This is a genomic window from Enterobacter sp. TCD1-1, assembly GCF_020567405.1.
GTDB lineage: Bacteria > Pseudomonadota > Gammaproteobacteria > Enterobacterales > Enterobacteriaceae > Enterobacter > Enterobacter quasiroggenkampii.
Genome location: NZ_JAJCXF010000001.1, coordinates 2,379,053 through 2,399,269, shown reverse-complemented (window position 1 = coordinate 2,399,269; position 20,217 = coordinate 2,379,053). Strand labels below are relative to the sequence as shown.

The 20,217-nt window shown below is 55.9% G+C and carries 18 protein-coding genes; 16 read left to right on the top strand and 2 right to left on the bottom strand.

Annotated elements, in window-relative coordinates; genetic code table 11:
- Window positions 1-690 precede the first annotated feature (690 nt).
- The 14 genes from lrhA (at window position 691) to nuoN (ending at window position 17,200) form a co-directional block, all read left to right on the top strand.
- Complete coding sequence (gene lrhA, locus LJA86_RS11455; protein ID WP_021241557.1) at window positions 691-1,629, top strand: transcriptional regulator LrhA; 939 nt, start codon at window positions 691-693, stop codon at window positions 1,627-1,629.
- A gap of 630 nt (window positions 1,630-2,259) precedes the next feature.
- A complete protein-coding gene (gene nuoA, locus LJA86_RS11450; protein ID WP_006176516.1) occupies window positions 2,260-2,700 on the top strand; it encodes an NADH-quinone oxidoreductase subunit NuoA in 441 nt (146 codons plus the stop codon).
- 15 nt (window positions 2,701-2,715) lie between these two features.
- Entirely contained in the window at window positions 2,716-3,390 is a 675-nt protein-coding gene (nuoB, locus tag LJA86_RS11445) for an NADH-quinone oxidoreductase subunit NuoB (RefSeq protein ID WP_003861482.1), read from the top strand.
- Window positions 3,391-3,479: 89 nt separating this feature from the next.
- Window positions 3,480-5,282, top strand: coding sequence for an NADH-quinone oxidoreductase subunit C/D (gene nuoC / locus LJA86_RS11440; protein ID WP_023312537.1), 1,803 nt, complete (start codon window positions 3,480-3,482; stop codon window positions 5,280-5,282).
- A gap of 2 nt (window positions 5,283-5,284) precedes the next feature.
- Complete coding sequence (gene nuoE / locus LJA86_RS11435) at window positions 5,285-5,785, top strand: NADH-quinone oxidoreductase subunit NuoE (protein ID WP_008500208.1); 501 nt, start codon at window positions 5,285-5,287, stop codon at window positions 5,783-5,785.
- Window positions 5,782-7,119, top strand: coding sequence for an NADH-quinone oxidoreductase subunit NuoF (nuoF, locus tag LJA86_RS11430; protein ID WP_008500209.1), 1,338 nt, complete (start codon window positions 5,782-5,784; stop codon window positions 7,117-7,119). The genes nuoE and nuoF overlap by 4 nt, the downstream gene beginning before the upstream one ends.
- A gap of 55 nt (window positions 7,120-7,174) precedes the next feature.
- Window positions 7,175-9,898: an NADH-quinone oxidoreductase subunit NuoG gene (gene nuoG, locus LJA86_RS11425; RefSeq protein WP_229226168.1), complete on the top strand. Its 2,724-nt coding sequence runs from the start codon at window positions 7,175-7,177 to the stop codon at window positions 9,896-9,898.
- Window positions 9,895-10,872: an NADH-quinone oxidoreductase subunit NuoH gene (gene nuoH / locus LJA86_RS11420; protein ID WP_008500211.1), complete on the top strand. Its 978-nt coding sequence runs from the start codon at window positions 9,895-9,897 to the stop codon at window positions 10,870-10,872. Before nuoG ends, nuoH begins: the two co-directional genes overlap by 4 nt.
- 13 nt (window positions 10,873-10,885) lie before the next feature.
- Entirely contained in the window at window positions 10,886-11,428 is a 543-nt protein-coding gene (gene nuoI / locus LJA86_RS11415; protein WP_003861491.1) for an NADH-quinone oxidoreductase subunit NuoI, read from the top strand.
- Between the two features lie 10 nt (window positions 11,429-11,438).
- Window positions 11,439-11,993 (top strand): NADH-quinone oxidoreductase subunit J, encoded by a 555-nt coding sequence (nuoJ, locus tag LJA86_RS11410; protein WP_008500212.1) that lies wholly within the window; start codon window positions 11,439-11,441, stop codon window positions 11,991-11,993.
- Window positions 11,990-12,292, top strand: a complete 303-nt coding sequence (nuoK, locus tag LJA86_RS11405) for an NADH-quinone oxidoreductase subunit NuoK (RefSeq protein ID WP_003861496.1) — start codon at window positions 11,990-11,992, stop codon at window positions 12,290-12,292. The genes nuoJ and nuoK overlap by 4 nt, the downstream gene beginning before the upstream one ends.
- Window positions 12,289-14,130 carry an NADH-quinone oxidoreductase subunit L gene (gene nuoL / locus LJA86_RS11400; RefSeq protein WP_023325763.1) on the top strand — a complete coding sequence of 614 codons (1,842 nt, stop codon included), beginning with the start codon at window positions 12,289-12,291 and terminating at the stop codon, window positions 14,128-14,130. The genes nuoK and nuoL overlap by 4 nt, the downstream gene beginning before the upstream one ends.
- Before the next feature lie 76 nt (window positions 14,131-14,206).
- Entirely contained in the window at window positions 14,207-15,736 is a 1,530-nt protein-coding gene (nuoM, locus tag LJA86_RS11395) for an NADH-quinone oxidoreductase subunit M (protein WP_008500214.1), read from the top strand.
- 6 nt (window positions 15,737-15,742) lie between these two features.
- Complete coding sequence (gene nuoN / locus LJA86_RS11390) at window positions 15,743-17,200, top strand: NADH-quinone oxidoreductase subunit NuoN (protein WP_024908971.1); 1,458 nt, start codon at window positions 15,743-15,745, stop codon at window positions 17,198-17,200.
- 92 nt (window positions 17,201-17,292) lie between these two features.
- Here the strand turns inward: nuoN and LJA86_RS11385 are convergent, their stop codons facing one another.
- Together LJA86_RS11385 and rbn are read right to left on the bottom strand one after the other, a co-directional pair.
- Complete coding sequence (locus LJA86_RS11385) at window positions 17,293-18,297, bottom strand: chemotaxis protein (protein ID WP_032652809.1); 1,005 nt, start codon at window positions 18,295-18,297, stop codon at window positions 17,293-17,295.
- A 64-nt stretch (window positions 18,298-18,361) separates the two neighbouring features.
- Entirely contained in the window at window positions 18,362-19,279 is a 918-nt protein-coding gene (rbn, locus tag LJA86_RS11380; protein ID WP_229226167.1) for a ribonuclease BN, read from the bottom strand.
- Window positions 19,280-19,350: 71 nt separating this feature from the next.
- Here rbn and LJA86_RS11375 point away from each other — a divergent pair, with 71 nt between their 5' ends.
- Window positions 19,351-19,812, top strand: a complete 462-nt coding sequence (locus tag LJA86_RS11375; protein ID WP_048029682.1) for a GNAT family N-acetyltransferase — start codon at window positions 19,351-19,353, stop codon at window positions 19,810-19,812.
- A 53-nt stretch (window positions 19,813-19,865) separates the two neighbouring features.
- Entirely contained in the window at window positions 19,866-20,171 is a 306-nt protein-coding gene (gene elaB / locus LJA86_RS11370; RefSeq protein WP_008500219.1) for a stress response protein ElaB, read from the top strand.
- The last annotated feature ends 46 nt before the right edge of the window (window positions 20,172-20,217 follow it).

The following is a 20,217-nucleotide window of genomic DNA, read 5'->3' as shown; positions in this document are numbered from 1 at the left end:
AGTGGTGAGCTGGACAGCGGTGGCAGTCACCCTGAGTGACTTTTCGTAAAACCTGAATGCTTGATACCTGTTTCTGTAATAGCATACTGTGGATAAAAGTTACCCATGTGAAATTAATGTTAAGTGCCATTAATGAATGGTCTTAATCTAAATTAAAATTTATTTATTATTAACCTATAAAATGCAACTTTAGTTAATTTTAATAAAATTAGTTTAGAAGCTTAACATTCTTCTTTAATCCTTAATATTGCAATAAGACTTATAAATAAAGTGGATTTGGGTTAAGATGTCTTCCAGGAAAGCAGAGGGCAGATGCACGTTTTTTGTATATCTGACCCTGGTTTTCCGAATTAATTGATTGTTATTGTTAGAGTTATCTCTGGCTGGAATGTGTCGCACATCTCCTGCTACGTTGACAGCGCTGCGATACAGATGGCAGAAAAGGTGTTATACCTTTAATGTAATTTACATAAACCTGCGAACATCTAAATATCCTGAACGTTTAAGAGAATAAAAATATCGTCATGAAACGTGCTTTCTGACTGTTGATATAAAGCAGCACAATAACTATCTGTCAGGCAGTCTGCCGGGCCGGGATGCGAGGGAAAATCTTCAGAGGGAATTGCTTAACTGTACACACACAGCTTCAACCCGGGCAGCTCCGCACGAGCAACCTGAAAGTGAATAGATATGATAAATGCAAATCGTCCGATAATGAATCTCGACCTCGATCTGCTGAGAACGTTTGTTGCGGTCGCCGATCTCAACACTTTTGCAGCAGCTGCTGCCGCCGTTTGCCGAACTCAGTCCGCCGTCAGCCAGCAAATGCAGCGGCTGGAGCAACTGGTTGGTAAAGAGCTTTTTGCCCGTCACGGGCGTAATAAGCTCTTAACGGAACACGGTATTCAGCTTCTGGGTTATGCCAGGAAAATTCTTCGCTTTAATGATGAAGCATGTATGTCATTAATGTTTAGCAACCTTCAGGGCGTGCTAACGTTAGGTGCATCTGATGAGTCGGCGGATACTATATTGCCGTTTCTTCTCAATCGTATTAGTTCGGTTTATCCGAAGCTTGCGCTGGACGTGAGCGTAAAGCGCAATGCTTTTATGGTTGAGATGTTAAATGAGAATAAAGTCGACCTGGTGGTCACCACGCATCGTCCCGGGCAGTTTGACTGCCTGACGCTGCGTACATCGCCTACGCACTGGTATTGCGCGGCCGAATACGTGCTGCAAAAAGGGGAGCCGGTGCCGCTGGTGTTGCTGGATGACCCGAGCCCGTTCCGCGATATGGTACTGACGGCGCTGAATGAGGCCAATATTCCGTGGCGTCTGGCGTATGTGGCATCCACGCTGCCAGCGGTGCGTGCCGCCGTGAAAGCCGGTCTGGGTGTCACCGCCCGTCCGGTAGAAATGATGAGCCCCGATCTGCGCGTTCTGGGCAAATCCGATGGCCTGCCTGCACTGCCGGATACGGAGTATCTGCTCTGCCACAATTCGTCCAGTCATAACGAACTGGCGAAGGTGGTGTTCGAGGCGATGGAAAACTACCATAACCCATGGCAGTTCGAGCGCGTTACCTCCGAAGGGGGGGATGACTCCCTGATCGTTGAAGGGGATTTTGAGTGATCGCCAGCTCAGAATTCTGGTAACAAAATGTAAGTGTAAAAAAAAGCCACTCGTGTGATTTTCACATGCAGTGGCTTTTTTTTAGCAAAAATACCCGCTTATGGTGCGTGGTTTTTAAGGATGTTCTATATTTATCAATGAACTAAATGCTTTTGTCTAAAACTTGTCCGCTTTCCGTTCTAACTTCATCCACATCCCTCCTATGTTAAAAAAACAGGAAATATGTTGCCGTTTTCCAGGTTGAATTAACAAAAGCGTGTCGCAGATCAAGAAAATACTCCTATTTGGGGGGAGGAATCGTTGGCAAATCCTGTCAAAATAGGAGGGTTATTTTTTTTACTTCCGAAACGGACACGATTCAACAACATACATTTGACGGAAAGTCATGTACCCACCAGGGTTAAAGGGCACCAAATGTTAATGAGAATCGCTCGATGTAATTTAATGTGAAGAAACCTTTGTTAAAGTTGACAATAGGTTATAGAAAGGAGTAAAAAACCCCATCATTTTGCTGTCTACGTCTCATTTCTGACAGTTAGTGTAAGGTTATTTGTTCCTCCCCATGAATCGATGTGATGCCCATCTGCCAGCAAGAGCAGTGTCGTTGGTATCACTTTTGATGAGTAAGCAATGAGTATGTCAACATCCACAGAAGTCATCGCTCATCACTGGGCATTCGCAATCTTTCTTATTGTAGCCATTGGCCTGTGCTGCCTGATGTTAGTCGGCGGCTGGTTCCTGGGCGGTCGCGCCCGTGCAAGGCACAAAAACACACCTTTCGAATCAGGTATTGATTCAGTAGGTACCGCTCGCTTACGCCTGTCTGCCAAGTTTTATCTGGTAGCCATGTTCTTCGTCATCTTCGACGTGGAAGCGCTTTACCTTTTCGCATGGTCGACCTCCATTCGCGAAAGTGGTTGGGTGGGCTTTGTCGAGGCCGCAATTTTCATTTTAGTGCTACTGGCCGGTCTGGTTTATCTGGTGCGTATTGGCGCGCTTGACTGGACGCCTGCGCGTTCACGTCGTGAACACATCAACCCGGAAAACAGTATCTCTAATCGTCAGCAGTAACAGCGAGGCAATAAGATGGATTATACGCTCACCCGCATAGATCCTAACGGTGAGAATGACCGTTACCCCCTGCAAAAACAGGAGATCGTAACCGACCCCCTGGAGCAAGAAGTCAATAAAAGCGTGTACATGGGCAAACTCGAACATGCCATGCACGATATGGTCAACTGGGGTCGTAAGAACTCCATCTGGCCTTACAACTTTGGCCTTTCTTGCTGCTACGTTGAAATGGTGACGTCATTCACTGCGGTGCATGACGTTGCGCGTTTTGGGGCAGAGGTACTGCGTGCTTCCCCACGTCAGGCTGACCTGATGGTGGTAGCCGGTACCTGCTTTACCAAGATGGCACCTGTTATTCAGCGTCTTTATGACCAGATGCTGGAGCCAAAATGGGTTATCTCCATGGGCGCATGTGCTAACTCTGGCGGTATGTACGACATCTATTCCGTCGTACAGGGCGTAGATAAATTTATCCCAGTGGATGTGTATATCCCGGGTTGTCCGCCTCGTCCGGAAGCCTACATGCAGGCGCTGATGCTGCTGCAGGAGTCTATCGGTAAAGAACGTCGCCCACTGTCGTGGGTCGTTGGCGATCAGGGTGTGTATCGCGCGAACATGCAGTCTGAGCGCGAGCGTAAACGTGGTGAACGTATTGCCGTCACCAATCTGCGTACGCCTGACGAAATTTAATTTGCGCCTGTAGGCCTGGAGAACACCTTCGCATATCACTACTCAAATAGCGCGAAGCCAGGCTCAACAGTCACCACGGACCATTTGCAATGGTGAACAATATGACCGACTTAACCGCGCAAGAAGCCGCCTGGCAGACCCGGGATCATCTGGATGACCCAGTCATTGGCGAACTGCGCAACCGTTTTGGGCCGGATGCCTTTACTGTTCAGGCTACCCGCACCGGGGTACCCGTTGTTTGGGTGAAGCGTGAACAATTGCTGGAAGTTGTCGATTTCCTCAAGAAATTGCCAAAACCGTACGTCATGCTGTTTGACTTACACGGCATGGATGAACGTCTCAGAACGCACCGCCAGGGTCTCCCTGCTGCGGATTTTTCCGTTTTCTACCACCTGATCTCAATAGACCGTAATACGGATATCATGCTCAAGGTGGCATTGTCTGAAAACGACATGCATCTGCCGACGATCACCAAACTTTTCCCGAACGCCAACTGGTACGAGCGTGAAACCTGGGAAATGTTCGGCATGACCTTTGACGGCCACCCGCACCTGACGCGCATCATGATGCCGCAGACCTGGACCGGCCACCCGCTGCGTAAAGACTACCCGGCACGTGCCACCGAATTCGATCCGTTTGAGCTGACCAAAGCCAAGCAGGATCTGGAGATGGAAGCGCTGACCTTCAAACCGGAAGACTGGGGCATGAAGCGCGGTACCGACAACGAGGACTTCATGTTCCTCAACCTCGGTCCAAACCACCCGTCTGCGCACGGTGCATTCCGTATTATTCTTCAGCTCGACGGCGAAGAGATTGTCGACTGCGTGCCTGACATCGGTTACCACCACCGTGGTGCTGAGAAGATGGGCGAGCGTCAGTCCTGGCACAGCTACATTCCGTATACCGACCGTATCGAGTACCTCGGCGGCTGCGTCAACGAAATGCCATACGTGCTGGCCGTTGAGAAACTGGCGGGTATTGTTACGCCGGATCGCGTTAACGTGATTCGCGTCATGCTGTCAGAACTGTTCCGTATCAACAGCCACCTGCTGTACATCTCCACGTTCATTCAGGACGTCGGCGCGATGACCCCGGTCTTCTTCGCCTTTACCGACCGTCAGAAAATCTACGATCTGGTAGAAGCCATTACCGGTTTCCGTATGCACCCGGCCTGGTTCCGTATCGGCGGTGTGGCACACGATCTGCCGCGCGGCTGGGACCGTCTGCTGCGTGAATTCCTCGACTGGATGCCGAAACGTCTGGCGTCTTACGAGAAAGCCGCGCTGCGCAACACTATCCTGAAAGGCCGTTCCCAGGGCGTTGCTGCCTACGGCGCGAAAGAGGCGCTGGAGTGGGGGACGACAGGGGCAGGTCTGCGCGCAACCGGTATTGATTTCGACGTGCGTAAAGCCCGTCCTTACTCTGGCTACGAGAACTTCGACTTTGAAGTCCCGGTGGGCGGCGGCGTGTCCGACTGCTACACCCGCGTGATGCTGAAAGTGGAAGAGCTGCGCCAGAGTCTGCGCATCCTTGAGCAGTGCCTCAACAACATGCCGGAAGGCCCGTTCAAGGCGGATCACCCGCTGACGACGCCGCCACCGAAAGAGCGCACGCTGCAACATATCGAAACCCTGATCACCCACTTCCTGCAGGTTTCCTGGGGTCCGGTCATGCCGGCGCAAGAATCCTTCCAGATGATTGAAGCGACCAAGGGTATTAACAGTTACTACCTGACCAGTGACGGCAGCACCATGAGCTACCGTACCCGCGTGCGTACGCCGAGCTTTGCGCACCTGCAGCAGATCCCGTCCGCCATCCGCGGCAGTCTGGTCTCCGACCTGATTGTGTATCTGGGTAGTATCGATTTTGTTATGTCAGATGTGGACCGCTAATTATGCACGAGAATCAACAACCACAAACCGAGGCTTTTGAGCTGAGTGAAGCAGAACGTGCCGCCATTGAGCACGAGATGCACCACTACGAAGACCCGCGTGCGGCGTCCATTGAAGCGCTGAAAATCGTACAGAAACAGCGTGGTTGGGTGCCGGATGGGGCGATCTATGCGATCGCGAAAGTGCTGGGTATTCCGGCAAGTGACGTAGAAGGCGTAGCCACGTTCTACAGCCAGATCTTCCGTCAGCCGGTGGGCCGCCATGTGATCCGCTACTGTGACAGCGTGGTCTGCCACATCACCGGTTATCAGGGCATTCAGGCTGCGATTGAGAAGAAGCTCAATATCAAGCCGGGCCAGACCACATTCGATGGTCGCTTTACTCTGCTGCCAACCTGCTGCCTGGGTAACTGCGACAAGGGGCCGACCATGATGATTGATGAGGACACTCACAGCCATCTGACGCCGGAAGCGATTCCTGACCTGCTGGAGCAGTACAAATGAAAACTGTAATTCGTACTGCTGAGACGCATCCGCTGACCTGGCGTCTGCGTGATGACAAACAGCCGGTATGGCTCGACGAATATCAGAGCAAAAACGGCTATGCCGGTGCGCGTAAAGCCCTTGGCGGCATGGCGCCGGACGACATCGTTAACGCGGTAAAAGAGTCTGGCCTGAAAGGCCGCGGCGGCGCGGGCTTCTCCACTGGTCTGAAGTGGAGCCTGATGCCAAAAGACGAATCCATGAACATCCGTTACCTGCTGTGTAACGCCGATGAAATGGAGCCGGGCACCTATAAAGACCGCCTGCTGATGGAGCAGCTACCGCACCTGCTGGTGGAAGGCATGCTGATCTCCGCGTTTGCGCTGAAAGCGTACCGTGGTTACATCTTCCTGCGCGGTGAGTACATCGAAGCAGCGGAAAACCTGCGTCGCGCGATTGCCGAAGCCACCGAAGCGGGACTGCTGGGCAAAAACATCCTGGGCACCGGGTTTGACTTCGAACTGTTCGTGCACACCGGTGCCGGGCGTTACATCTGCGGTGAAGAGACTGCGCTGATTAACTCCCTTGAAGGCCGCCGCGCGAACCCGCGTTCCAAGCCACCGTTCCCGGCCAGCTCCGGCGTGTGGGGGAAACCGACCTGCGTAAACAACGTCGAAACCCTGTGTAACGTTCCGGCTATCCTCGCGAACGGCGTGGAGTGGTATCAGGGCATCTCCTCAAGCAAAGATGCCGGTACCAAGCTGATGGGCTTCTCCGGTCGCGTGAAAAATCCTGGCGTCTGGGAACTGCCGTTCGGTACCACCGCGCGCGAAATTCTTGAAGACTACGCCGGCGGCATGCGCGATGGCCTGAAATTTAAAGCCTGGCAGCCGGGTGGGGCAGGGACAGACTTCCTGACCGAAGCCCACCTTGACCTGCCGATGGAATTCGAAAGCATTGGTAAAGCAGGCAGCCGTCTGGGTACGGCGCTGGCGATGGCCGTCGACCACGAGATCGGCATGGTGTCGCTGGTGCGTAACCTGGAAGAGTTCTTCGCCCGTGAGTCCTGCGGCTGGTGTACACCGTGCCGTGATGGTCTGCCGTGGAGCGTGAAGATCCTGCGTGCAATCGAACGTGGCGAAGGCCAGCCTGGCGATATCGAAACACTTGAGCAACTGTGTCGATTCTTAGGCCCGGGTAAAACCTTCTGTGCCCACGCACCGGGTGCCGTCGAACCTCTGCAGAGCGCGATCAAATATTTCCGCGACGAGTTCGAAGCAGGCATCAAGCAGCCGTTCAGCAATACCCATGCGATCAATGGGATTCAGCCGAACCTGCTTAAAGCGCGCTGGTAACGACAAGAATTTTGATTAACGCTCGGTTTCGACCGAGCCAACTGGAAGCATGCTAATGGCTACGATTCATGTAGACGGCAAAGAATACGAAGTCAACGGGGCGGACAACCTGCTGGAAGCTTGTCTGTCTCTTGGCCTCGATATTCCGTACTTTTGCTGGCATCCGGCGCTGGGCAGCGTCGGTGCTTGCCGCCAGTGTGCGGTGAAGCAATATCAAAACGCGGAAGACACGCGTGGTCGCCTGGTGATGTCCTGTATGACGCCAGCCACCGAAGGCACCTTTATTTCGATTGATGACGAAGAAGCCAAACAGTTCCGCGAAAGCGTGGTGGAGTGGTTGATGACCAACCACCCGCACGACTGTCCGGTTTGTGAAGAGGGCGGTAACTGCCACCTTCAGGATATGACCGTGATGACCGGTCACAGCTTCCGTCGCTATCGCTTTACCAAGCGTACCCACCGTAACCAGGATCTGGGGCCGTTCATCTCTCACGAAATGAACCGCTGCATCGCCTGCTATCGCTGCGTGCGTTACTACAAAGACTATGCAGACGGTCAGGATCTGGGCGTGTATGGCGCGCATGACAACGTCTACTTCGGTCGTCCGGAAGACGGCGTGCTGGAGAGCGAATTCTCCGGTAACCTGGTAGAAATCTGCCCGACCGGCGTCTTCACGGATAAAACTCACTCCGAGCGTTACAACCGTAAATGGGACATGCAGTTTGCGCCAAGCATCTGCCAGCAGTGTTCCCTCGGCTGTAACACCAGCCCGGGTGAGCGCTACGGCGAACTGCGTCGTATCGAAAACCGCTACAACGGTACCGTTAACCACTACTTCCTGTGCGACCGCGGTCGTTTCGGCTATGGCTATGTGAACCTGAAAGACCGTCCGCGTCAGCCGGTTCAGCGCCGTGGCGACGATTTCATTACCCTGAACGCAGAACAGGCGATGCAGGGCGCGGCAGATATTCTGCGCCAGTCGAAGAAAGTGATCGGTATCGGCTCCCCGCGTGCCAGCATCGAAAGCAACTTCGCGCTGCGCGAGCTGGTCGGGGCGGAAAACTTCTATACCGGCATCGCCCAGGGCGAGCAGGAACGTCTGCAGCTGGTACTGAAAGTGCTGCGTGAAGGCGGTATCCATACCCCTGCGCTGCGCGAAATCGAATCCTATGATGCGGTCCTGGTGCTGGGTGAAGACCTGACCCAGACCGGCGCCCGCGCGGCTCTGGCGGTTCGTCAGGCGGTGAAGGGTAAAGCACGTGAAATGGCAGCGGCGCAAAAAGTGGCTGACTGGCAGATTGCGGCGATCCTGAACATCGGTCAGCGCGCGAAGCATCCTCTGTTTGTGACCAACGTCGACAATACCCGTCTGGACGATATCGCGGCGTGGACCTACTGCGCCCCGGTTGAAGATCAGGCGCGTCTTGGTTTTGCCATTGCCCACGCGCTGGACAACAACTCACCGGCCGTTGAGCTGGATCGCGACCTGCAAAACAAGGTTGACGTGATTGTTCAGGCCCTGGCCGGTGCGAAGAAACCGCTGATTATTTCCGGTACCAACGCCGGTAGCGCAGAGATCATTCAGGCCGCAGCCAACGTGGCCAAAGCTCTGAAAGGCCGCGGTGCTGACGTCGGTGTGACCATGATTGCCCGTGCGGTGAACAGCATTGGTCTGGGCATGATTGGCGGCGGCTCGCTGGAAGCCGCGTTAAGCGAACTGGAATCCGGTGCCGCTGATGCCGTGGTGGTGCTGGAAAACGACCTGCATCGTCATGCTTCTGCCGCTCGCGTTGACGCCGCGCTCTCCAAAGCGCCGCTGGTGATGGTGATTGACCATCAGCGCACCGCGATTATGGACAAAGCGCACCTGGTGCTCTCTGCGGCAAGCTTCGCAGAAAGCGACGGTACCGTTATCAACAACGAAGGCCGCGCGCAGCGTTTCTTCCAGGTTTATGACCCGGCTTACTACGACAGCAACACCGTGATGCTGGAAAGCTGGCGCTGGCTGCACTCCCTGCACAGCACCGTGCAGAGCCGTGAAGTGGGCTGGACGCAGCTCGACCACGTTATCGACGCGGTGGTGGAAAAACTGCCTCAGCTGGCAGGCATTAAAGATGCCGCGCCTGAAGCCAGCTTCCGCATTCGCGGCCAGAAACTGGCGCGTGAACCGCACCGTTACAGTGGCCGTACCGCAATGCGCGCCAATATCAGCGTGCACGAACCGCGCCAGCCGCAGGATAAAGACACCATGTTCGCCTTCTCCATGGAAGGGAACAACCAGCCGTCTGCGCCGCGTTCGCAAATCCCGTTCGCATGGGCACCGGGCTGGAACTCCCCGCAGGCATGGAACAAGTTCCAGGCTGAAGTGGGCGGTTCCCTGCGCCACGGCGATCCGGGCGTGCGTCTGATTGAAGCTTCCGAAACCGGTCTGGACTTCTTCACCACCGTACCGGCGAGCTTCCAGGCGCAGGACGGTAGCTGGCGTATTGCGCCGTACTACCACCTGTTCGGTAGCGACGAGCTGTCCCAGCGTTCACCGGTCTTCCAGACCCGTATGCCGCAGCCGTACATCAAGCTTAACCCGGCGGATGCCGCGAAGCTTGGCGTTAACGCGGGTGCGAACATCGCCTTTAGCTATGACGGCCAGACTATCAGCCTGCCGCTGATTATTTCTGAAAGTCTAACAGCAGGGCAGGTCGGTCTGCCGATGGGTATGCCTGGCATCGCGCCGGTTCTGGCGGGTGCGCGTCTTGATAATCTGCAGGAGGCAAAAGCATGAGTTGGTTAACGCCGGATCTTATCGACATCCTGCTGAGCATTCTGAAAGCGATTGTTATCCTGCTGGTGGTGGTCACCTGCGGCGCGTTCATGAGCTTTGGTGAACGTCGTCTGCTCGGTCTGTTCCAGAACCGTTACGGACCGAACCGCGTGGGCTGGGGTGGTTCACTCCAGCTGGTCGCGGATATGATCAAGATGTTCTTTAAAGAGGACTGGATCCCGCGCTTCTCGGATCGCGTGATCTTTACTCTGGCACCGATGATCGCCTTCACCTCGCTGCTGCTGGCGTTTGCTATCGTGCCGGTCAGCCCGACCTGGGTGGTCGCTGACCTGAACATCGGCATTCTGTTCTTCCTGATGATGGCAGGCCTCGCGGTTTACGCGGTCCTGTTCGCAGGCTGGTCCAGTAACAACAAATACTCGCTGCTGGGTGCGATGCGTGCTTCCGCGCAGACCCTGAGCTACGAAGTGTTCCTGGGGCTCTCCCTGATGGGCGTGGTGGCGCAGGCCGGTTCATTCAACATGACCGACATCGTCAACAACCAGGCCGACATCTGGAACGTTATTCCGCAGTTCTTTGGGTTTATTACCTTTGCCATCGCGGGCGTGGCAGTGTGTCACCGTCACCCGTTTGACCAGCCAGAAGCCGAACAGGAACTGGCCGACGGTTACCACATCGAATATTCCGGTATGAAATTCGGTCTGTTCTTCGTGGGCGAGTACATCGGTATTGTCACCATTTCCGCGTTGATGGTAACGCTGTTCTTCGGTGGCTGGCATGGCCCGTTCTTACCGCCGTTCATCTGGTTCGCGCTGAAAACCGCGTTCTTCATGATGATGTTCATTTTGATTCGCGCAGCGTTACCGCGTCCGCGTTATGACCAGGTAATGTCCTTCGGCTGGAAAGTGTGCCTGCCGCTGACGCTCGTCAACTTGTTGGTAACGGCCGCTGTCATTCTCTGGCAGCAGCCATAAGGGGCAATAGACCATGACCTTAAAAGAATTACTGGTAGGCTTCGGTACCCAGGTACGTAGTATCTGGATGATCGGCCTGCATGCGTTTGCCAAACGCGAAACCCGGATGTACCCGGAAGAGCCGGTATATCTGCCGCCGCGCTACCGTGGCCGTATCGTGCTGACGCGCGACCCGGACGGTTCCGAGCGCTGCGTTGCCTGTAACCTGTGTGCGGTAGCGTGCCCGGTCGGCTGTATCTCTCTGCAGAAAGCCGAGACGGTAGACGGCCGCTGGTACCCTGAGTTTTTCCGCATCAACTTCTCACGCTGCATCTTCTGCGGTCTGTGTGAAGAAGCGTGCCCAACCACGGCGATTCAGCTGACTCCAGACTTCGAACTGGGTGAGTACAAGCGTCAGGACCTGGTGTACGAGAAAGAGGATCTGCTGATTTCCGGTCCGGGCAAATACCCGGAATATAACTTCTACCGGATGGCGGGTATGGCAATCGACGGCAAAGATAAGGGCGAAGCAGAGAACGAAGCTAAGCCTATCGACGTCAAGAGCCTGTTACCGTAAGGAGAGGGCAATGGAATTCGCTTTTTATATCTGTGGCCTTATCGCCATCCTGGCTACGCTGCGAGTGATCACGCACACCAATCCGGTGCATGCGCTGCTGTACTTAATCATCTCGCTGCTGGCCATTTCCGGGGTGTTCTTCGCACTGGGCGCGCACTTCGCCGGTGCGCTGGAAATCATCGTCTACGCCGGGGCCATCATGGTGCTGTTCGTGTTCGTGGTGATGATGCTGAACCTGGGCGGCTCTGAAATTGAGCAGGAACGTCAGTGGTTAAAACCGCAGGTGTGGATCGGCCCGGCAATTTTGTCGGCCATCATGCTGGTGGTGATCGTTTACGCCATTCTGGGTGTTAACGATCAGGGCATCGACGGCACGCCGATTGGCGCGAAAGAGGTGGGTATCACGCTCTTTGGCCCATACGTTCTGGCAGTGGAACTGGCCTCAATGCTGCTGCTGGCAGGTCTGGTTGTGGCTTTCCACGTTGGCCGCGAAGAGCGTGCTGGCGAGGTGCTGAGCAACCGCACTGACGACCGCGCGAAAAGAAAAACGGAGGAGCGCGCATGATCCCCTTAACACATGGACTGATCCTCGCTGCGATTTTATTCGTTCTGGGTCTGACCGGTCTGGTTATCCGCCGCAATCTGCTGTTTATGCTGATCGGGCTGGAAATCATGATTAACGCCTCCGCGCTGGCCTTCGTGGTCGCAGGAAGCTACTGGGGCCAGACCGATGGTCAGGTGATGTACATTCTCGCCATCAGCCTCGCGGCTGCCGAAGCGAGTATTGGCCTGGCGCTGTTGTTGCAGCTCCATCGTCGCCGCCAGAATCTGAACATCGATTCAGTAAGTGAGTTGCGTGGATGAACATGCTTGCCTTAACCATTATTTTTCCGCTGATTGGCTTCGTGCTGCTGGCGTTTTCTCGCGGCCGCTGGTCTGAGAATCTGTCTGCAACCGTCGGCATGGGCTCTGTTGGCCTGGCCGCGCTGGTGACAGCGTATGCGGGTATCGACTTCTTTAACAACGGGCGTCAGCCTTTCAGCGTGCCGCTGTGGACCTGGATGTCAGTCGGTGATTTCAACATCGGTTTCAACCTGGTGCTGGATGGTCTCTCCCTGACCATGCTCTCCGTGGTCACCGGCGTCGGCTTCCTGATCCACATGTTCGCCTCCTGGTATATGCGCGGTGAAGAGGGGTACTCCCGCTTCTTCGCCTACACCAACCTGTTTATCGCCAGCATGGTGGTTCTGGTCCTGGCCGATAACCTGCTGCTGATGTATCTGGGCTGGGAAGGCGTGGGTCTGTGTTCTTACCTGCTGATCGGTTTCTACTATACCGATCCGAAGAATGGCGCAGCGGCCATGAAAGCGTTCGTCGTGACCCGCGTGGGTGACGTCTTCCTCGCTTTCGCGCTGTTCATTCTTTACAACGAACTGGGCACGCTGAACTTCCGCGAAATGGTGGAACTGGCGCCAGCGCACTTCGCCGCAGGCAATAACATGCTGTGGTGGGCAACGCTGATGCTGCTGGGTGGTGCCGTGGGTAAATCCGCACAGCTGCCGTTGCAGACATGGCTGGCCGACGCGATGGCGGGTCCAACCCCTGTCTCCGCGCTGATCCACGCTGCGACCATGGTTACCGCCGGTGTCTACCTGATTGCGCGTACCCATGGCCTGTTCCTGATGACCCCGGAAATTCTGCATCTGGTGGGTATCGTCGGTGCGGTCACGCTGGTGCTGGCAGGCTTTGCCGCGCTGGTGCAGACCGACATCAAGCGCGTTCTCGCGTACTCAACCATGAGCCAGATTGGTTACATGTTCCTCGCGCTGGGCGTTCAGGCGTGGGACGCGGCCATTTTCCACCTGATGACGCACGCGTTCTTTAAAGCGCTGCTGTTCCTCTCATCCGGTTCGGTGATTCTGGCCTGCCATCACGAGCAGAACATCTTCAAAATGGGCGGACTGCGTAAGTCTATCCCGCTGGTCTATGTCTGCTTCCTGGTGGGCGGCGCGGCGCTGGCGGCACTGCCGCTGATCACCGCGGGCTTCTTCAGTAAGGACGAAATCCTTGCGGGTGCCATGGCGAATGGTCATATCAATCTGATGGTTGCGGGTCTGGTCGGTGCGTTCATGACCTCCCTGTATACCTTCCGTATGATTTTCATCGTATTCCACGGTAAAGAACAAATTCATGCTCACGCAGGGAAGGGGATTACCCATCACCTGCCGCTGATTGTGCTGCTGGTACTGTCCACCTTCGTTGGCGCGATGATTGTGCCTCCGCTGCAGGGCGTACTGCCAGACACCACCGAGCTTGAGCACGGTCGCGTTCTGACGCTTGAAATCACCTCCGGTGTGGTCGCTATCGCGGGCATCCTGATCGCAGCATGGCTGTGGCTGGGCAAACGTACGCTGGTCACTGCTGTGGCCAACAGTGCGCCGGGCCGCCTGCTGGGCACCTGGTGGTACAACGCGTGGGGCTTCGACTGGCTGTACGACATGATCTTCGTTAAGCCGTTCCTGGGCATCGCGTGGCTGCTGAAGCGCGACCCGCTGAACAGCCTGATGAATATCCCGGCGATCCTTTCCCGCTTTGCAGGCAAAGGCCTGCTGTACAGCGAGAACGGTTACCTGCGCTGGTATGTGGCGTCCATGAGCATCGGTGCGGTTGTCGTGCTGGCGCTGCTGATGGTGTTGCGTTGATCGTTAAGTGAATTTTATTCGAATTCGTTGAAAATCAGGCCCCTGCTGGGGGCCTTAAAAAGGAATGTAAATCGCCATGTTACTACCCTGGCTAATATTAATTCCCTTCATCGGCGGCTTCCTGTGCTGGCAGACTGAACGCTTTGGCGTGAAGATGCCGCGCTGGATCGCGCTGATCACCATGGGATTGACGCTCGCGCTTGGCCTGCAACTGTGGTTGCAGGGCGGTTACTCACTGACCCAGTCTGCGGGTATTCCGCAGTGGCAGTCTGAGTTCATCCTGCCGTGGATCCCACGTTTCGGCATTACGATCCACCTGGCGATTGACGGTCTCTCACTGCTGATGGTGGTGCTGACCGGTCTGCTCGGCGTTCTGGCGGTACTCTGCTCCTGGCGTGAAATCGAAAAATACCAGGGCTTCTTCCACCTGAACCTGATGTGGATCCTGGGCGGCGTAATCGGCGTGTTCCTTGCCATCGACATGTTCCTGTTCTTCTTCTTCTGGGAGATGATGCTGGTGCCGATGTACTTCCTGATCGCGCTGTGGGGCCACAAGGCGTCCGACGGTAAAACGCGTATCACGGCGGCAACCAAGTTCTTCATCTATACCCAGGCGAGTGGTCTGGTGATGCTGATTGCCATTCTGGCGCTGGTGTTTGTTCACCACAACGCGACCGGCACCTGGACCTTCAACTACGAAGACCTGCTGAAGACCCCAATGTCGCACGGCGTGGAATATCTGCTGATGCTGGGCTTCTTCATCGCGTTCGCGGTGAAAATGCCGGTGGTTCCGCTGCACGGCTGGCTGCCAGACGCGCACTCTCAGGCACCAACGGCGGGTTCCGTTGACCTGGCGGGCATCTTGCTGAAAACGGCGGCCTACGGTCTGCTGCGTTTCGCTCTGCCGCTGTTCCCGAACGCCTCCGCAGAATTCGCACCGATTGCCATGTGGCTGGGTGTGATCGGTATCTTCTACGGTGCCTGGATGGCCTTCACCCAGTACGACATCAAGCGTCTGATTGCTTATACCTCCGTTTCCCACATGGGCTTCGTGCTGATTGCTATCTACACCGGCAGCCAGCTGGCGTACCAGGGGGCGGTGATCCAGATGATTGCGCACGGTCTGTCCGCAGCCGGTCTCTTCATCCTGTGCGGCCAGCTGTATGAACGTCTGCACACTCGCGACATGCGTATGATGGGCGGTCTGTGGAGCAAAATTAAGTGGCTGCCAGCGCTCTCCATGTTCTTCGCGGTGGCGACTCTGGGGATGCCGGGCACCGGTAACTTCGTCGGCGAATTTATGATTCTGTTCGGCAGCTTCAAAGTGGTACCGGTGATTACCGTGATCTCCACCTTTGGTCTGGTGTTCGCTTCCGTCTACTCGCTGGCGATGCTGCACCGCGCTTACTTCGGTAAAGCGAAGAGCGAAATTGCTGCACAAGAACTGCCGGGGATGTCGCTGCGTGAGCTGTTCATCATCCTGCTGCTGGTCGTACTGCTGGTGCTGCTGGGCTTCTTCCCGCAGCCGATTCTGGATACCTCGCACAGCGCGATGGGCAATATCCAGCAGTGGTTTGTTAATTCTGTTTCTACTACAAGGCCGTAATTCGCCATGACAATAACTCCACAACAACTGATCGCGCTGCTACCGCTGCTGATCGTCGGATTGACGGTGGTGGTTGTGATGCTCTCCATTGCGTGGCGACGCAATCACTTCCTGAATGCCACGCTGTCGGTCATCGGCCTGAACGCCGCGTTAGTCTCTCTCTGGTTTGTTGGCCAGGGTGGGGCGATGGACGTCACCCCGCTGATGCGCGTTGACGGTTACGCCATGCTGTATACCGGTCTGGTGCTGCTGGCGAGCCTGGCAACCTGTACCTTTGCGTACCCGTGGCTCGAAGGCTACAACGACAACAAAGAAGAGTTTTACCTGCTGGTTCTGATTGCCGCGCTGGGCGGCATTCTGCTGGCGAATGCGAACCACCTGGCCGCGCTGTTCCTCGGCATTGAGCTGATCTCTCTGCCGCTGTTCGGTCTGATTGGTTACGCTTTCCGCCAGAAGCGCTCGCTGGAAGCAAGCATCAAGTACACCATCCTGTCTGCGGCGGCGTCCTCGTTCCTGCTGTTTGGTATTGCGCTGGTGTACGCACAGTCCGGTAACCTCTCCTTTATGGCGCTCGGCAAGAGCCTCGGTGACGGCATGCTGCATGAGCCGCTGCTGCTGGCGGGTCTGGGCATGATGATTGTTGGCCTTGGCTTCAAACTCTCTCTGGTGCCGTTCCACCTGTGGACGCCAGACGTTTACCAGGGCGCGCCAGCGCCGGTGTCGACCTTCCTGGCGACGGCGAGCAAAATCGCCATCTTCGGGGTGGTTATGCGTCTGTTCCTGTACGCACCGGTGGGTGACAGCGAAGCGGTTCGCGTAGTGCTGGGCATTATTGCGTTCGTCTCCATCATCTTCGGTAACCTGATGGCGCTGAGCCAGACCAACATCAAACGTCTGCTGGGCTACTCGTCTATCTCTCATCTGGGCTACCTGATGGTGGCGCTGATTGCGCTGCAGAGCGGTGAGATGTCAATGGAAGCCGTGGGCGTCTATCTGGCCGGTTACCTGTTCAGCAGCCTCGGCGCCTTCGGCGTGGTGAGCCTGATGTCCAGCCCGTACCGTGGTCCGGATGCCGATTCACTGTTCTCCTACCGTGGTCTGTTCTGGCACCGTCCGATCCTGTCTGCGGTGATGACGGTGATGATGCTCTCTCTGGCGGGTATCCCGATGACGCTCGGCTTTATCGGTAAGTTCTACGTGCTGGCCGTCGGTGTGCAGGCGCACCTGTGGTGGCTGACTGCGGGCGTGGTGATCGGCTCCGCGATTGGTCTCTACTACTACCTGCGCGTGGCCGTGAGCCTGTACCTGAGCGCGCCTCAGCAGCTCAACCGTGATGCCCCAACCAACTGGCAGTACAGCGCTGGCGGTATTGTGGTTCTCATCTCCGCGCTGCTGGTGCTGATCTTCGGTATCTATCCGCAGCCGCTGATTGATATCGTGCAGCGAGCGATGCCATTAATGTAAAAACAAAAAACCCGCCTCGGCGGGTTTTTTTATGGTTTTCTCCCTCTCCCTGTGGGAGAGGGCCGGGGTGAGGGCACCAGCCCGCACCATGCTTAAGCCAGCTGTTTGCGGCTAATCAACGGCCCGTCAATCTTCTTCATCGAGCGGTCCAGCACTTCCTCAATCACTGACGACAGCTCGTTCAGCTCAAACTTCGCGACGTAGCCATCCGCTTTCACCTTACGAATATGGTCTTCGTTGGCGTTGCCGGAAAGGGAAGAGTGGATCACCACCGGAATATCTTTCAGTACCGGGTCGGTTTTGATTTTGCGCGTCAGCGTAAAACCGTCCATCTCCGGCATTTCGAGGTCGGTCAGCACCAGCGCGATCTTATCGGTGATGGGAACGCCTTCAGCCTGCGCCTGTGCGGCCAGAACCCCAATTTTCTCCCACGCCTCTTTGCCGGTAATATGCAGCTGCGCCGGGATCTCCATCGCCTGCAGACCTTTCTCCAGCATCGAGCGCGCCACTTTGGAGTCTTCCGCGACGATGGCGACCGCGCCCGGCTTAATATGGAATTTGGTCGTCTTTAGATTGGTGGCGTGCAGATCGTGATTGGCCGGGGTGATGTCGTACAGGATCTGCTCAACGTCCAGCACCATCGCCAGATCGTTGGTATCGCTCTTCTCGTCAAGACACGCAATGCTGGTGATGTAGCGACCGCTGACGGCGGTTTCCGCCGCGTGCACCTGCTTCCAGTCCAGACGCATGATGTTCTCAACCGACTCCACGGCAAACGCCTGCACGCTGCGCGCGTATTCGGTGATCAGCAGGATATTCAGCCCGGTGGTAGGCTTACAGCCCGCCACGGCGGCCAGGTCGATCACCGGGATCACCTGATCGCGAATATTCACCATTCCCATCAGCGGTGATTTCATCCCGGCGGGTTTCGTGAACTCCGGCATCGGCACAATTTCACGCAGCTTAAAGACGTTAATGCCAAACAGCTCAGATTTATTTTCGTTTAGAGAGGTGCCAAGACGGAACAGCAACAGTTCAAAACGGTTCGACAGGGTCAGATTCGCCCTGTCATCAATATCTTTCTGGAAATTATCCATTCTACCCTCGAGAGAAATGCTGACCTTTTAATCGTTATCGGCATCCTGAGGGAAAAATGAAGGACTAAACGCTGACCTGAGCGAAATCTTCGGCCAGCTCACATTCCGGGAACAGCGCGCGACACTCTGTCAGCAGCTTTTCACAGCCCCGCGCGTCGTAGCGGGAGCTGACGTGGGTGACGATGAGCCTCCCGACGCCCGCGTCACGGGCCAACTGCGCCGCCTGTCGCGTCGAGCTGTGGCCCCGGCTGTTGGCTTTCTCTTCCATCGCCGTTTCAAGCGTCGCTTCATGTACCATCACGTCCACGCCCTGGGCCAGCGTGAGCGCCGCCCGGCACGGGGCCGTGTCGCCAAAAATAGCCAGCTTCTTGCCGGGCTGCGGTGCGGCGAGATAATCCTGACCGTTAATGACGCGCCCGTCCTCCAGCGTGACGGTCTCACCGTGCTTCAGGCGCTGGAACAGCGGTCCGGGTTTTACGCCATCGGCCATCAGCGCGGCGGCGTCCAGCGCGCCGGGTTTGTCATGCGCGTCAATGCGATAGCCATAGCACTCGACAGGGTGATTGAGCGGCTGAGCGCTCACCTTATAATCGCCGTCATCGAAAATCAGGCCTTCGCTAATCTCAACGACCTCCAGCGGATAATCCGTCCACGACCCGCTCAGGCGCAGCGTAGTTTCAACAAATTCACGAATACCCGCAGGCCCGTAAATCGTCAGCGGGTTGGCGTTACCGGCCATCGAGCGGCTGCACAGCAGGCCGGGAAGGCCAAACAGATGGTCGCCATGCAGATGGGTGATAAAAATTTTATCCAGCTTGCCGGGGTGATAAGCGGTGTGTAACAGCTGATGCTGCGTCCCTTCACCACAGTCAAACAGCCACAGCCCGCCGCGGGTGGGGTGTTTAAGATCCAGCAGAATCGCCGTCACATTTCGTGAGCGGGTTGGCACGCCCGCGGACGTACCCAGAAAAATCAGTTCCATAACGCAATCAGCCCTTTGCCGAACGGGGAGGGGTTTAGTATAACGTGATGAACCCCAGGAAGGAGACTGACATGATCCAGTGGCAAGATTTACACCATAGTGACCTCACCGTTCATTCACTTTACGCCCTGCTGAAACTGCGCTGCGAAGTGTTCGTGGTTGAACAGACCTGCCCGTATCAGGACATCGACGGCGACGATCTCGTCGGCGAGAACCGCCATATCCTCGGCTGGCGGAATAACGAGCTGGTGGCGTATGCGAGGATTCTGAAAAGCGAAGACGATTTTGAGCCTGTCGTCATTGGCCGCGTCATCATCAGCGGCAAAGCGCGCGGTGAAAAACTGGGCTATCAGCTGATGGAGAAAACGCTGGAGGCATGCCAGAAACAGTGGCCGAACAAGGCGTTATACCTGGGCGCGCAGGCGCACCTGCAGTCCTTCTACGGCCACTTTGGTTTCGTGCCGGTCACCGAGGTGTACGATGAAGACGGCATTCCCCACATCGGCATGGCGCGGGAAGCGAAGCAGGCGTAATGGCGAGTCGTTGGCTATAGTTAGCGGACTGGTGTACTAACATGGAGAAAAATATGTCATTTCAATCCTGGGATACCCGTATCGACGACGACCTGGCCTTACTGAGCGAAACGCTGGAAGAGGTGTTACGTTCCTCGGGCGACCCTGCCGATCAGAAATATATTGAGCTAAAAGCCCGCGCCGAGCAGGCGCTGCATGAAGTGAAAAACCGCGTCAGCCATGCGTCTGATACCTACTACTACCGCGCCAAAAAAGCGGTGTACCGTGCCGATGATTACGTGCATGAAAAACCGTGGCAGGGTATTGGAGTAGGTGCTGCCGTCGGGCTGGTACTGGGGCTGCTCTTAGCCCGTCGTTAAGCCGCTTAACCACTCCCTATACGTGGGTACTGCTATTTATTGCCAG